The sequence below is a fragment of the Affinundibacterium flavidum genome (assembly GCF_014284175.1).
In the GTDB taxonomy this organism is placed as follows: Bacteria; Pseudomonadota; Gammaproteobacteria; order Burkholderiales; family Burkholderiaceae_D; genus Undibacterium; species Undibacterium flavidum.
The window spans coordinates 309,995-324,510 of record NZ_JACOGA010000003.1 but is presented as its reverse complement, the minus strand read 5'-3'; the positions used below and the strand labels follow the sequence as shown (position 1 = coordinate 324,510).

Genomic DNA, 14,516 nt, shown 5'->3' with positions numbered 1-14,516 from the left:
GTTTTAAAAATTAATGCGCCTTCAGGACAGTGCCAGGAGCTAGTTTGTACACGGTGCCGCAATAGGAGCAAGTGGCAGAATCACTGTGGGATAAGTCTAAATACACACGGGGATGTGATGACCACAAAGGCATCGCAGGGTTAGGGCAGTGCGCGGGCAAGTCGCTGGCTTGCAATTCAACTGCAGCGGCGGTAGATGGCTTATTTGACATATTTTTCTCCTCAATGAGTGAATTTTCTCTAGTGCATGATTTTAACGGATTCCACTGCTTTTGCGGAGAGCGATTATCGGTCGAGGTGGTGATTCGCAGCAGTTTTGCGTTGATGCTGAGCAAGTATGCAAGTAATTCAGCACGGCGTTACAATAGCGCTTTTGCTGCAAGCACTTGTCGGTAATCATTTCAGCAATCATTTTCAATTCAGACGCATTGGCGTTTTCCACTATGTTAAAAGATTGGCATTCCGCTCTCTATCGCGAAGGCTTTAAGGCTTCCGCGCCGTCTCTATTTGGGATGGCAGCCTGGGGGATGGTCGTAGGCGTTGCTATGATCAAAGCCGGTTTGACTCTGCCGCAGGCATTGGGTATGACCTTGTTGGTCTTTGCCGGCTCAGCACAATTGGCCGCTTTGCCCTTGATCGTTGCGAATGCACCAATTTGGGTGATATTTGCGACGGCCTTGATCGTGAATTTGCGCTTCCTGATTATGTCCGCTTTGATAGCACCGCGATTTGCCCATTTGGCTTGGCCCAAGCGCATTATGTTGGGATTTTTGACTGGAGATATTTCGGTGCCTTTGTTTATGCAACGATTTCCTGCCATGTGGCAGAACGCTACGGAAGAACGTGACCAAGTTTTATACCTAAAAGGATTGATTATTCCTAACTGGTTTGTCTGGCAGGCTGGGTCTATTTTGGGGATTTTGGCTGGAAGTCAGGTGCCTATGCACTGGGGCTTAGGGTTTGCCGGAACCCTGGCAATTTTGTGTATTTTATTGCCCATGATGCGCAATCGGCCCGGGTTTGTTGGCGTGGTAGTGGCTGGTGTGGTGGCAGTTGCCGCACATGCTATGCCGTATAAACTGGGATTGTTATTGGCCGTTTTGATAGGTATGGCAGTGGCGATGTGGGTAGAAGAGCATTCTGAATTACTCACTCCATCTATCGATAGCAAGCAGGAGCCGCGCGATGAATGACATCGAAATTTGGATAGTTATTATCCTGTTGACCGTTGCTACGATTATCAATCGCAGTGCATTTTGGGTAGTTGGTCATCATATTAATTTACCAAAGCGCGTACAAGAAGCATTGCGGTATGCGCCTAGCTGTGCCTTGGCGGCGATTGTCGCCCCTGATTTGTTCATCAGCGACAACCAACTCGTCACCTCGCTGCATAATCCTAAATTGATTGCTAGTGTCGCTGCGGCAATGTTTTATCTTTGGAAGAAAGATATGTTGCTGACCATTGTTTTCGGCATGGGAATATTTACCTTAGCGCGCCTCTACTTTTAATTCATCTTGCCATAAGGGGGGGGCAAAACCGCCGCGCCGTCGTTGTCATCACCTCTCCGTGCTTAAGCGCTGTCTTCATTGGCACGCCTAAGGAGCGGCAATTTTGAGTAAGCCATGCCAAATCTTAACTTTCTTGAAAGTTAAGATTTGCGAGAAAATTCGTGAATCGGGCTCGTGATTTGGTAAAATACGCGATTAATTTAAAAAATCACGGAATTATTGTTTGTCTTGCTTCAAATGCAATTTTGAGCGAGTCAGTGCAAATTAGCTAATTCGCTTATCCCGTGATTTCATGCCTCGATTTAATTCCTTCTCATCTTAATTGGTCCTGCTATGCAATTTAATCGTCTGAGCGATCTCATCGCTGCTAATAAACTCCAAGCTCAACGTGTCTTTATTCGTGCAGATTTGAATGTTCCGCAAGATGATGCTGGCAATATTACGGAAGACACGCGTATCCGCGCTTCAGTGCCAGCGATCCAACAAGCCTTACAAGCGGGCGCAGCGGTGATGGTGACTTCGCATTTAGGTCGTCCGACTGAAGGGGAATTTAAACCAGAAGATTCTTTGGCTCCGGTTGCAAAACGTTTGTCAGAACTCTTGGGTGTGGCAGTTGAACTCAAACAAAACTGGATCGACGGCGTCGAAGTGGCCGCAGGTCAGGTCGTCTTGTTAGAAAATTGCCGTGTCAATAAAGGCGAGAAAAAGAACGATGACGCGCTCGCGCAAAAAATGGCGAAGCTTTGTGACATCTACGTCAACGATGCGTTTGGTACTGCGCATCGTGCCGAAGCAACTACCCACGGTATCGCGAAATATGCGCCTATCGTTTGCGCTGGTCCTTTACTGTCAGCTGAGCTTGATGCTTTAGGTAAAGCGCTTGGTCATCCGGCGCGACCATTGTCCGCGATTGTGGCGGGCTCTAAAGTGTCGAGTAAATTGACGATCTTGAAATCGCTCGCAGAAAAAGTTGATCAATTGATCGTTGGCGGTGGTATCGCGAATACTTTCATGTTGGCCGCTGGTTTGAAGATCGGTAAATCTTTGGCGGAAGCCGATTTGGTTGGCGAAGCAAAAGCAATTATGGACATGATGGCAGCGCGCGGTGCGATTGTGCCTATTCCAACGGATGTTGTGTGCGCGAAAGAGTTCTCTCCAACGGCGGTCGCTACTGTCAAAGCCGTCGCAGATGTGCAAGACGATGACATGATTCTCGATATCGGCCCAGAGACTGCGCAAGTATTAGCCGCACAAATCCGTCAAGCTGGCACCATCGTTTGGAACGGCCCAGTTGGTGTGTTCGAGTTTGATCAGTTCGGTAACGGTACCAAAGTATTGGCTGAAGCCATTGCCGATTCCACAGGTTTCTCAATCGCTGGCGGTGGCGATACTTTAGCCGCAATTGCCAAGTACAACATCACAGAAAAAATTGGTTATATCTCGACTGGTGGCGGCGCTTTCTTAGAGTTCTTGGAAGGTAAGACATTGCCAGCAGTAGAAATTTTGTTGCAGAGAGCTGCAGCTTAAGAAAGCCAAACCTCTCAACACAGAGGCTCAGAGACACAGAGGAAAAACGGAGAAACGCTAAGAAAACACCAAAAAATATTCAAAGTTTTTTTGAATTCTCATGCTTTTCTCCGTGTCTCCGTGCCTCTGTGTTGAGAGGTTTTAAAAAAGATTTTTAGTTTTAAGCCCGACCTTGTAAAAATTATCCATCAGGAGATTCAATGTTACGCGGAACCAAAATTGTAGCGACAGTAGGCCCGGCATCCAATGATTTGGATACCTTAGTGAGCATGTTGAAAGCTGGTGTGAATGTAGTGCGTTTAAATTTTTCACACGGCAAAGCACAGGACCATATTGATCGCGCAAATCTGGTGCGCCGAGCTGCCGAAGTTTGCGGTATTGAAATCGCGATTATGGCGGATATGCAAGGTCCAAAAATCCGTATTGGTAAGTTTGAAAACAGCAAAATTCAAATCGAAAACGGCGATAAATTTATTCTGGATGCGGATTGCACATTAGGGAATCAAGAGCGTGTCGGCCTAGATTACAAAGCCTTGCCACGTGATGTCAAACCAAAAGACGTGTTGTTGGTGAATGATGGCTTGATCGTTTTGATCGTTGATAAAGTCATTGGCAATGAGATTCACACCACAGTCAAAATTGGTGGTGAACTGTCGAATAATAAGGGCATCAATCGCCAAGGTGGCGGCTTAACCGCGCCAGCATTGACAGCGAAAGACATGGAAGACATCAAAACAGCGATGTCTTTTCAAGCCGATTATTTGGCGATTTCTTTCCCGAAAAATGCCACGGATATGGAAATGGCGCGTCAACTCGCGAATATCGCTGGCGAGCCTTACAATCATAAACCGATGCTGATCGCGAAGATAGAACGTGCGGAAGCGATCCCCGCATTGCAAGAAATTCTCGATGCCTCTGATGGCATTATGGTTGCTCGCGGTGACTTGGCAGTTGAAGTCGGTAATGCAGCAGTGCCAGCTTTGCAAAAGCGCATGATTAAAATGGCGCGTGCATCGAATAAATTAGCGATCACCGCGACCCAGATGATGGAGTCCATGATTGTGAATGCAGTACCAACGCGTGCTGAAGTCTCCGACGTTGCGAATGCGGTTTTGGATGGCACTGATGCGGTGATGTTGTCAGCAGAAACAGCGTCCGGCAAATATCCAATTGAAACGGTAGAAACCATGGCAGCAATTTGCTTGGAAGCAGAGAAATTCCAAGAATGTAAATTGGATGCTGACTTTTTGAATTTGCAGTTTACCCGTATCGACCAATCCATTGCCTATGGCGCTTTATTCACAGCGCATCATTTGCGCGTGCAAGCGATCGCGGCTTTGACTGAATCAGGCTCGACCGCACTGTGGATGAGTCGCCAAAGTATTGATGTGCCTTTATTTGCCTTGACGCCAAGTGTGGCAACGATGCGTAAAGCCGCTTTGTACCGCAATGTGCAAACCTTCAAATTGCCGTATAACCCAGATCGCGATTTGGTGTTGAAAGAAGCAGAAAATGTCTTGCTCGATAAAGGCGCGGTGAAAAAGGGCGATTTGATCGTGGCGACTTGGGGTGAGCAAATGGGTAAGGTCGGTGGCACAAACGCCATGCGGATAGTCAAAATCGGCGAATAATTTCGGTACCTCTATAAATCCAATTATAGGGCGCATTGTTTCGTTGCAAATACTCGCAATACCGACGTATTGCTGCGTTTTGCGCCTTGCACTGCATCCCTAAAATTCAGTTTCTAGAGGTGCCGAGTAAGAAGAATAACGAACAAAATTCAAAACTGGCGAAGTCTAAAGGCCACAAGCTTAAAGAAGTGCTGAGTAAGCGTAGCGAGCGGTCACAGTTTGGATTGAGAAGCGCAGCTGTACTTGAGTACAGCGAGCATCGCCAATTCAAAATGTGGTCGCGCAGTAGCTTAATCAGCATTTCGACTGAAGATTTTTTTATTTGGAGTAAAACTATGTCTCTCGTATCTATGCGTCAATTGTTGGACCATGCAGCTGAAAATGCGTATGGTATTCCAGCGTTTAATGTGAATAATTTGGAACAAGTCACAGCAATCATGGAAGCGGCGAATGAAGTCGGCGCGCCGGTGATTATGCAAGCTTCTGCTGGTGCACGTAAATACGCTGGTGAAGCTTTCTTGCGTCACTTGATTTCTGCTGCGGTTGAAGCGTATCCGCATATTCCAGTTGTTATGCATCAAGATCATGGTCAATCGCCAGCAGTCTGTATGGCAGCGATCAAATCTGGCTTCACTTCTGTGATGATGGACGGTTCCTTAATGGAAGATGGTAAGTCTGTTGCTAGCTATGAATATAACGTTGCTGTATCAAAAGAAGTGGTGAAGTTTTCTCACTCTATCGGCGTAACAGTCGAAGCGGAATTGGGCGTATTGGGTTCTTTGGAAACCATGATGGGCGATAAAGAAGACGGTCACGGTGCAGATGGCAAGATGACGCGTGAACAGTTGTTGACCGACGTTGCGCAAGCAGCAGACTTCGTCAAACAAACACAATGTGACGCTTTGGCGATTGCGATTGGTACTTCTCACGGTGCGTATAAATTCTCCCGCAAGCCTACCGGTGATATCTTGGCGATAGACCGTATCAAAGAAATTCACACACGTATTCCTAACACGCATTTGGTCATGCACGGTTCTTCTTCCGTACCACAAGAATTGCTCGAAGAAATTCGTCAATTCGGTGGCGACATGAAAGAAACCTATGGCGTGCCAGTCGAAGAAATCGTAATTGGTATTCAAAACGGCGTACGTAAAATCAATATCGATACCGACATCCGTTTGGCAATGACTGCTGCGATCCGTCGTTACATGTTTGAAAACCCAAGCAAGTTTGATCCACGTGATTACTTGAAGCCAGCACGCGAAGCAGCGAAATTGGTGTGCAAAGCACGCTTCTTGGCATTCGGTTGCGAAGGTCAAGCGGCGAAGATCAAACCTTTGACTTTGGAAAAAGTTGCAGAACAATATAAATCAGGTGCTTTAGCGCAGCTTGTGAAGTAAGCACATAAGAGTAAATTTAGATTGAAGTAAACGGGCGCGTGCTGTGCCCATCGGGGAGTTTCAAAAGTGGTTCGATGACGAGTGTCTATCGAGTTGCGGATGAATCTCCCTTCAGCATTTTTTTTGAGACCACATTATGACTACGCAAATAAACTCCACTTTACATTCGCTACCACTGTTAGGTCGTGGCAAAGTCCGTGATAACTATGCCGTTGGCGAAGATAAATTGTTGATCGTGACGAGCGATCGCTTGTCCGCATTTGACGTGATCATGAATGAAGCGATTCCTGATAAAGGTCGTGTACTCAATCAAATGGCCAACTTCTGGTTTGAAAAGCTCGGACACGTTGTGCCAAATCATTTGACCGGCATCGATCCAGTATCCGTCGTTGCAGCTGATGAAGCTGAACAGGTCCGCGGTCGTGCGGTAGTTGCTAAGCGCTTGAAACCTATCATGGTGGAAGCGGTAGTACGTGGTTACATCATCGGTTCAGGCTGGAAAGATTACCAAGACACAGGCGCGATCTGTGGCATCCAATTGCCAGCAGGTTTGCCACAAGCAGCAAAATTAGAAGCGCCAATTTTCACACCAGCGGCGAAGGCTGAAATGGGTGAGCATGACGAGAACATCAGCTTTGCCGAAATGGAAAAACGCATAGGCGCCGAACTCGCCGCCAAGATGCGCGATATCAGTATTCAGCTCTACACCGAAGCAGCAAACTACGCAGCGACACGCGGCATCATCATTGCCGATACGAAGTTTGAATTCGGTCTCGATGACAATGGCGTATTGCATTTGATGGATGAAGTTTTAACAGCCGATTCCTCACGTTTTTGGCCTGCAGATTCTTATGCAACAGGCATCTCTCCACCATCCTTCGACAAGCAATTCGTACGCGATTATTTAGAAACGATTACGACGTGGAATAAGACTGCACCTGCGCCAACTTTGCCGGATGAAGTCGTGCAAAAAACCGCAGCGAAATACCGTGAAGCCTTAGAGCGCTTAACGGGTGAAAGTTTGAAGGCGTAATATGAGCGACGCAACATTAAATGCAACACCTATCATCGGCGTGGTAATGGGTTCGTCATCCGATTGGGATGTGATGCAGCACGCGGTGAATATGTTGAAAGAATTCGGCATTCCTTTCGAAGCGCAGGTTGTGTCCGCACATCGTATGCCGGATGAAATGTTTACCTATGCAGAAACTGCACGTAGTCGTGGCATACGCGGGATTATCGCCGGCGCTGGCGGTGCTGCGCATTTGCCAGGCATGATCGCGGCAAAAACCATCGTGCCAGTGTTTGGCGTGCCAGTGCCATCCAAATATTTGCGTGGCGAAGACTCATTACTGTCTATCGTGCAAATGCCTAAAGGTGTGCCGGTGAATACCTTCGCCATCGGTGAAGCGGGTGCAGGTAATGCCGCATTAGCCGCGATTGCCATGTTGGCGACGACCGATGATGCAATGGCAGCCAAGCTAGAAGCCTTCCGCGCCAAGCAAACACAAGTCGCGCGGGATATGCATTTGCCTTTGTAATACTGCGGCAAGCGCTTTTGATGTTTTTTCAGAGTTCGTGTTTTTCAGAACTTAGGCAAATAAAGTAGGGTGCGCCATGCGCACCGTTTTACTTTAGTTATTGATTGACGATGGTGCGCACGGCGCACCCTACCAGATACTGTTTTGTGTCAGTCTTATTCGTTTTAAATCGCATTTAATTTGTATCGCACCAGTATGGAAAATCCAACGATGTCCTCTTCATCAATCAACAACTCTCCGCAATTTCCAAATACCGAATCCAGCATGTTAGGCATGGTTGGTGGTGGACAATTAGGACGCATGTTTGTGCACGAAGCGCAGGCTTTGGGTTTTAAAGTGATGGTGCTGGAACCAGAAGTTGGCAGCCCAGCGGCACACGCAGCCGATGCGCATGTTCAAGCAGCTTATGATGATGCGGCTGGCTTGCAGCAACTCGCAGATGCTTGTTCTTCATTTACTACAGAGTTTGAAAACGTCCCAGCCGCTAGTTTGGCAAAACTTGCAGAAACTGGTTTTGTCGCGCCAAGCGCCGACTGTGTTTCGATAGCCCAAGACCGTATAGAAGAGAAAGCATTCTTCACTCGTTGCGCACCACAAACCGGCATCTTGCCAGCACCGCATGCGATTTTGCGCACAGCGGATGACCTTAATCATGTCAGTGCAGATTTATTTCCAGGTATCTTGAAAACAGCACGCATGGGGTATGACGGTAAAGGTCAGGTGCGCGTGAAATCCATAGAAGAGTTGCGCGCTGCCTTTGCTAATCTCAACGACGTAGTTTGCGTACTCGAAAAAATGTTACCGCTGGCGTATGAAGTTTCGGTGTTGGTCGCGCGTGGTGCAGATGGTCAGGCGGTCGTGTATCCGATTGCAGAGAATGTGCATCGTGATGGCATCTTGTTCACTACCACCGTACCTAGTCCGCACGTCTCGGCAGAAGCCGCTTTGAAAACGCAAAACGCGGCATTGAAACTCATCGCTGATATCAATTATGTTGGTGTGCTCTGCATAGAATTTTTTGTCTTGCAAGATGGTTCTGTCGTCGTCAATGAAATGGCGCCACGTCCACATAATAGTGGGCATTACACGATAGACGCTTGCGTAACCAGTCAGTTTGCGCAGCAAGTGAGAGCGATGGCGCGTTTGCCTTTGGGCGATGTACGTCAACATTCACCTTGCGTGATGTTGAATATCCTTGGTGATATCTGGTTTGACGGCACCACAGAGCAAGATAAAGAACGCCAACCAGCATGGGATAAAGTCTTAGCCTTACCATCGGCGCATTTGCATTTATACGGCAAGGCAGAAGCACGCCGTGCACGCAAGATGGGGCATATCACTTTCATCGCACCCACATTGGAACAAGCGCAAGACGAAATGCGTCAGGCTTGTGAAATCCTCGGCATCGCTGTTTGATCAAGACTGAGGTTGAGATTGGATTCTTCTGAACAAATTCTTGCCGCAGCACGTGCTTTAGAGCACGGCGCATTAGTAGGCTTTCCGACAGAAACCGTGTACGGTCTCGGCGCGGATGCTGAGAACATCGATGCGGTTGCGAATATTTATAAAGCCAAAGGTCGCCCCTCGAATCATCCAGTGATTGTGCATGTCGCACCGGAGGCTGATATTACTTACTGGGTGAAAGAAGTTCCCGCTCTAGCGCAAACATTAATCGATGCGTTTTGGCCCGGTCCTTTGACTTTGATTTTAAAGCGCGCAGAACAAATTCCTGACGCAGTGTCTGGTGGTCAGGATTCCATTGGGATTCGCTGCCCATCGCATCCCGTCGCACAAGCTTTATTGCGTGCATTTAAAGACGGTAAAGGAGGTGTGGCCGCACCATCTGCGAATAAGTTTGGGCACGTTAGTCCAACTAAAGCCGAACACGTCTTAGAAGAATTTCCCGCTGAAGTGGCAAATGGCATGATCGCAGCGGTACTCGATGGCGGGCAAAGCGATGTCGGCATAGAATCGACCATTGTTGATATGAGTCGCTTAGCCACGCATGGCCCCGTCTTGCTACGCCCGGGGCATATCACTGCAGCACAATTAGAGCACGTGCTGGGCATGTCTGTGAATGCGCCGGATCAAGCAGCACCGCGCGCATCCGGCACTTTGGAAGCACACTACGCACCAAGCACGCCAGTCGCGATGGTCGCGGTAGATGAGTTAGAAACGACTATTTTACAATTACTCTCTGCTGGCAAGCGTGTGGCTGTCATGGCCTATCAACCGCACACAGCGAACGCACAATTGCAAGGCTGGCGTCAACTTAATCCTGATCCAGTTTCCTATGCTCATGATTTATATGCCGACCTGCGCGAGCTAGATCATGTCGGTGCTGACATTATCTTGGTGGAAGCTTTACCGACTGAACGTGAATGGCAAGGTGTCGCTGATCGATTGCGCCGCGCTGCCTTTGACTCGCAAGGCCTGTTGCAAACTATGCTTACTGCTTGAAGTTTGTGCCAAGTGTGAATTTCGATACATGAATTGCTGTGCTTACTTGAATTAAAATTTAATCTCGAGGTTTACATTGGTAAATAGCACGCCACGACTTTCGCTGCGCACAGTGGTTTTTTCTTGTTGATTGAAGATACTGCTTTGAGTTCGAACTGGTTCTAGCAGCAGATTCGATGCCGACATTCGCAGCGTGCTCTCCTTGTTAATAGCCCAATGTGCATAAGCCGAAGTGGTGCGTCGTACTTGTACTAAATTGATTCGATCTTGCGCGACGCGTAGAGGTCCGCCAGATACGACGCCATAGTTGGCACCCATCTTCCAAGCGTCATTGAACTTGTAATCCAAATTCAAATTTGCATTAAATTTTGCTTGCTCAGCAAAACGATTGTTGGGGCCAGAGACATTGTTAACAGTCGACCAATTCCGTGACATATTGGCTTTTATATTCATGTTGGGTGCATTGTTAAATACGATGGAAATTGGGAAGCTGGTGTCGAACACCAAGCTTTGAGCTAGTGCGTTACCGTCGTTGATGGTCTGTTGCAGCCATAATTCATTGCTTTGAAATAGTCGATCTCGTAATAGATGTTTGACTTGTTTTAGGTAGTGGGAAATCGAATAATTGAAGCCATTCTCGCCGAAATGTTCGAAGGCACTATCAAGCCCCCAAGCAATTTCTGGTCTTAGATTAGGATTGCCGATAGTGTCCGGCGATGTTAGATCATTATTGAAGTGTGGTAATGTTGTTGTAATCATTTGGATTGCTTCTGGACTCTTGAAAGTGCGTGCTAGAGCAAGTCGAAACTGATTTTCCTTATTGCTTGGATTTTTCCAACGTGTTTGCACAATAGGACTAAGTATTGTGGCTATTTTATTGAGTTGTTGACCTTGTTCATTGTCGAGTTTCGATCGAAATGCTTCCCAGCGTAGACCGAGATAGTGCGACCAAATATCAGATTCATTCCATTCGTCCTGTGCGAAGAATGCCATATTTTGAGTTCGAATTTTCGTATGAGACTTTAATAGCGACTCTTGAGATTCGAGCGAAGTGGAATCGCGCGATTCTAGATTCCAACCAGACTTAAATGTTTGCGTTGAACTGAAATCATGGCTAAAGTTGCCGTTCCAAAGTACGTTCTTGTGACGCTCCAAGATTTTAGAAATGCTTTGGCGGCTTTGACGCTGAACATTTGAAATTGCCATCTGGCTTTCAGAATTGATTGATGCACGGTAGACGCTAACAGTGTTAGTGAGCTTGGTTTTCTCGCCAAGTTGTTTTATCCAAGATGTTTCTAGATATTGGACGCTTGGTTTCCAGGTACTCAGTTCATCTTCTTGCTGTAGTGAGTTTGTTGGAAGATCGTAAGACTGACGTTTTCCTTGAGTTCCAGAATTCGATGTGAGTTCCGTGATTCTTGATTTAAGTGACAGGCTATCTTCATCAGTCAATTTCCAATTGAAACTAGGATTGAGGCTGTATATCCAGTTATCAGTCGCAGTTTGCCGGCGAAGTGTTTGAAATAAGTGTAAGTCCTCTTTAGAGTCATCTTTTTCAATTTCTGTCAAATTCAATCTGCCAAATCGTGTCTTAGTCGTAAAAGCGTAGATGTCGTAAGACATATCATCGAATTTGTTGGCGATGCTGAGATTCATTCGCTTGGAAAATCCAGATTCATCTTGGTGCGTTAGTGCCAGTTGTAGTTTACGGTTGGCAGCCTTGATTTGTCGCTTGAGTACAATATTGATTGTGCCACCTATTCCTTGTGTGCTGAATTCGGCAACGGCCGAGCGAATAATTTCGATGCGCTCAACCTGACTGAGTTGGATATCCTCTAAACGAAAATTGCGGGGCGGTGATTGGCCATCAAGCAGGTATTGCGTGTAACCGCGTATGCCGTTGAGGTTGCCGTTAGTGATGCCTGGCTGGCGATTCAAAATATCGATCACATTAGTATCACCGTACTTTTCTATTTCTTCTTTGGTGACAACGAACTTTGTGGCTGTGTCATCGCGGCGCGGGTCGTATTTCTTAGTGCTGCCATTGATTTCGATTTGTTCGATTTGTTTGACTTGAGCCTTGCTATTGCTAGTCGTCGAGCCTGGATTTTCTTGTGCCCATGCACAATCCATAACTGCGCCATTTAAAATGTTAAAGGCAATAAAATAGGTGACTTTCGACCTTGCATAGGCGAGGAAGCTTTCTAAACTCATAGATGAATCTTAATTTCTTTGAAACGTGAAAGTATATAGTGTTCTCGTAATTAAAAGTCGTAGAGTTAGAGTCGGCCATTTCATATTTACTCGCTGCTAGCAAACCTGTCATGGTGATCGCGTATCAGCCGCATTCAGCCAATGCGCAAGTGCAAGGCTGGCGTTCTCGATCTTGATTCAGGCCCGTTTGCTCAGAGCGTGTTGGTAAAAATGTTGACGCTCTAAGTCGTACACAAGAATTCTTCAATCACAGCGCCAAGCGCCACATAGTTATCCACCACGCGATACGCGCCTTCAAACGCGAAGTGGCGGCTTAGGTGATTGCGTATCACGACGCAATTTAATCCAGCCGAGATCGCAGAACGTAAGCCACGTGGTGAGTCTTCTATCACCATGCAATGTTCTTTGGCGATTGCCAGTTTCTCCAACCCGAGTAAATAGGGATCGGGTGCGGGTTTGCTATTGACGTAGTCGGCGTCAGTCACAACGAATTCAAAATGAGGGAGCAGATCGAGTTTGCTATGGATCAGATGAAAGTGATCTGGGCGCGAACTCGTGACTATGCCCATTTTTACTTTAGTTTGCAGACTGGTGAGCAAAGGTTTTACACCAGTGATTTCTAAATCAGAAGTCGATTGTAAAAGTGCTGAATAACGTCGATTTCTCTCATCGCGTAGCAACCCAATTTCATCTGCATTCATGCCGCGCGCTTCGAGCAAATGCCAAGCGCCCAGATTCTCCAACAGAAACCAATCGAAAAATAATTCTGGCGTCAAATCGATATCGTGTTCGGCAAATAAGCTGCGATTGGCTTGATAGAACAGACCTTCTGTGTCCACCAAGACGCCGTCGTTATCCCACAATATTCCGTGTTTCATTGTTTTATTGTGGGATTATTTATAGATCAATTTCATTGCCAGAATGAAAGCAGACAGTGAGAGTGAAATCACGTTAGCCACAATAATTGGCCAGGCACCGAGCATTAATCCGTAGGTCAGCCAGCCAACCGTGCCTGTCACCATAATGCAATACATGCCGAGCGAAACGCCTTCGGCACGTTTGCGCCGCCAGGTGAGCCATGCTTGTGGGATGAACGCGCTGGTGGTTAAAAACGCGGCAATATAGCCGACGAAATCTAATTGAGTCATAAACTGAGTTATTAAGTAAGTTATAGCGCTTTACTAGTCAGGAAATGACCATGATGAAATACTAATGGCGGCTGATTTTTGAAGGCGCACTGCTCGACTTCACCGACAAAGATCACGTGATCGCCTTCTGGATAGCGGCTGCGATTGAAGCATTCAAACCAAGCCGAGGCTCCTTTGAGTATGGGCAGCCCAGTGCGTGATAGGTTGTATTCGACGCCTTCAAAACGGTCTTCGCTACGGCTGGCAAATTGTTCTGCGAGATGACGTTGATCAGCCGATAATACATTGATCACATAATGCGAATTTTTAGCGAATATCGGCATGCTCTGAGCGCGATCACCCAAGCTCCAGATCACCAAAGGCGGGTCGAGTGAGACTGAGTTGAAGGAGCTCGCAGTCAGTCCCAAGAACTTGCCATCTTCCAAACGTGTCGTAATGACCGTGATGCCAGTCGCAAACTGCGAAAGGGCATGACGAAAATGGCGGCTATCAAAATCAGGGGGGAGTGCGGTACTAGTTGGACTTAACATTGGTTTTCCAAGAACATTTTCCGCCATTATCCCAGATTTTGACTGATTGGATGGTGTTGCTAATTTGTGCATACCTGTGTGCAGGGGAATGCGCGTTGATCGTATCCGTCTGTGTTAAACTATCGCCCTTATTGCTCTGTGATTGCATTCGTAACTAATTGATTTTTAAGAAAATTATTGAAATCGTTTAAGCGGGATACTGCCATGCTAACTAGTAAATCACTGCGGTTTGTTGTTATTGCCTGTTTGTTCAGTTGTCTGAGTGGTTTTTTTAACGCCAGCGCCATGCAACTAGAACGTAAGTTTCCGCCAGAAGTGAAGCGTGGAAAATTGAGTACGACTGATCTGGCCGAGCTGGTAATCGACGGCAAATTGCGCATGTATTCACCGGCTTTGCGCATTTATAGCGAAGATAATCTGACGCTGACGATTGCTAGCGTCGATGTGCGCAATATCATCATTAATTATGTCGAAAATGAATTTGGTGAAATCCAGAAGATTTGGGTACTAACAGCGGAAGAAGCGCGTCAGCCTTTGCCTAAGAAGAACTAAGTCAA

Annotated in this window: 15 protein-coding genes; 10 read left to right on the top strand and 5 right to left on the bottom strand. The window is 46.9% G+C overall.

Annotated features, from left to right (window positions below):
• Nucleotides 1–10: 10 nt before the first annotated feature.
• Nucleotides 11–211 (bottom strand): zinc-finger domain-containing protein, encoded by a 201-nt coding sequence (locus H8K55_RS04860; RefSeq protein ID WP_186940943.1) that lies wholly within the window; start codon nucleotides 209–211, stop codon nucleotides 11–13.
• Between the two features lie 231 nt (nucleotides 212–442).
• On the opposite strand from H8K55_RS04860, the gene H8K55_RS04855 reads away from it, so the two are divergent.
• The 9 genes from H8K55_RS04855 (at nucleotide 443) to H8K55_RS04815 (ending at nucleotide 10,067) form a co-directional block, all read left to right on the top strand.
• Nucleotides 443–1,192: an AzlC family ABC transporter permease gene (locus tag H8K55_RS04855; RefSeq protein ID WP_186940942.1), complete on the top strand. Its 750-nt coding sequence runs from the start codon at nucleotides 443–445 to the stop codon at nucleotides 1,190–1,192.
• The gene (locus H8K55_RS04850) at nucleotides 1,185–1,508 is read left to right on the top strand and encodes an AzlD domain-containing protein (protein WP_186940941.1); all 324 of its coding nucleotides are present in this window, start codon (nucleotides 1,185–1,187) and stop codon (nucleotides 1,506–1,508) included. Before H8K55_RS04855 ends, H8K55_RS04850 begins: the two co-directional genes overlap by 8 nt.
• A 333-nt stretch (nucleotides 1,509–1,841) precedes the next feature.
• Nucleotides 1,842–3,035 carry a phosphoglycerate kinase gene (locus H8K55_RS04845; protein ID WP_186940940.1) on the top strand — a complete coding sequence of 398 codons (1,194 nt, stop codon included), beginning with the start codon at nucleotides 1,842–1,844 and terminating at the stop codon, nucleotides 3,033–3,035.
• A gap of 200 nt (nucleotides 3,036–3,235) precedes the next feature.
• Nucleotides 3,236–4,666 (top strand): pyruvate kinase, encoded by a 1,431-nt coding sequence (gene pyk / locus H8K55_RS04840; protein ID WP_186940939.1) that lies wholly within the window; start codon nucleotides 3,236–3,238, stop codon nucleotides 4,664–4,666.
• Nucleotides 4,667–5,001: 335 nt separating this feature from the next.
• The gene (gene fba / locus H8K55_RS04835; protein ID WP_186940938.1) at nucleotides 5,002–6,066 is read left to right on the top strand and encodes a class II fructose-bisphosphate aldolase; all 1,065 of its coding nucleotides are present in this window, start codon (nucleotides 5,002–5,004) and stop codon (nucleotides 6,064–6,066) included.
• 136 nt (nucleotides 6,067–6,202) lie between these two features.
• On the top strand, nucleotides 6,203–7,099 hold the full coding sequence (locus H8K55_RS04830; protein WP_186940937.1) for a phosphoribosylaminoimidazolesuccinocarboxamide synthase: 897 nt from the start codon (nucleotides 6,203–6,205) through the stop codon (nucleotides 7,097–7,099).
• A gap of 1 nt (nucleotide 7,100) precedes the next feature.
• Nucleotides 7,101–7,607: a 5-(carboxyamino)imidazole ribonucleotide mutase gene (gene purE / locus H8K55_RS04825; RefSeq protein WP_186940936.1), complete on the top strand. Its 507-nt coding sequence runs from the start codon at nucleotides 7,101–7,103 to the stop codon at nucleotides 7,605–7,607.
• 210 nt (nucleotides 7,608–7,817) lie between these two features.
• Nucleotides 7,818–9,023 carry a 5-(carboxyamino)imidazole ribonucleotide synthase gene (locus tag H8K55_RS04820; RefSeq protein ID WP_186940935.1) on the top strand — a complete coding sequence of 402 codons (1,206 nt, stop codon included), beginning with the start codon at nucleotides 7,818–7,820 and terminating at the stop codon, nucleotides 9,021–9,023.
• Between the two features lie 12 nt (nucleotides 9,024–9,035).
• Nucleotides 9,036–10,067, top strand: a complete 1,032-nt coding sequence (locus H8K55_RS04815) for an L-threonylcarbamoyladenylate synthase (RefSeq protein WP_408057951.1) — start codon at nucleotides 9,036–9,038, stop codon at nucleotides 10,065–10,067.
• A 51-nt stretch (nucleotides 10,068–10,118) separates the two neighbouring features.
• Here the strand turns inward: H8K55_RS04815 and H8K55_RS04810 are convergent, their stop codons facing one another.
• From H8K55_RS04810 to H8K55_RS04795, 4 genes are all read right to left on the bottom strand, one after another.
• Nucleotides 10,119–12,281, bottom strand: coding sequence for a TonB-dependent receptor plug domain-containing protein (locus H8K55_RS04810; RefSeq protein ID WP_186940934.1), 2,163 nt, complete (start codon nucleotides 12,279–12,281; stop codon nucleotides 10,119–10,121).
• 221 nt (nucleotides 12,282–12,502) lie between these two features.
• Nucleotides 12,503–13,159, bottom strand: a complete 657-nt coding sequence (locus tag H8K55_RS04805) for an HAD family hydrolase (RefSeq protein WP_186940933.1) — start codon at nucleotides 13,157–13,159, stop codon at nucleotides 12,503–12,505.
• A 15-nt stretch (nucleotides 13,160–13,174) separates the two neighbouring features.
• Nucleotides 13,175–13,429 (bottom strand): SemiSWEET transporter, encoded by a 255-nt coding sequence (locus tag H8K55_RS04800; protein WP_186940932.1) that lies wholly within the window; start codon nucleotides 13,427–13,429, stop codon nucleotides 13,175–13,177.
• 20 nt (nucleotides 13,430–13,449) lie between these two features.
• Complete coding sequence (locus H8K55_RS04795) at nucleotides 13,450–13,959, bottom strand: flavin reductase family protein (protein WP_186940931.1); 510 nt, start codon at nucleotides 13,957–13,959, stop codon at nucleotides 13,450–13,452.
• A 204-nt stretch (nucleotides 13,960–14,163) separates the two neighbouring features.
• Between H8K55_RS04795 and H8K55_RS04790 the strand changes: the two genes are divergently transcribed.
• The gene (locus H8K55_RS04790; RefSeq protein ID WP_186940930.1) at nucleotides 14,164–14,511 is read left to right on the top strand and encodes a hypothetical protein; all 348 of its coding nucleotides are present in this window, start codon (nucleotides 14,164–14,166) and stop codon (nucleotides 14,509–14,511) included.
• Nucleotides 14,512–14,516 lie beyond the last annotated feature (5 nt).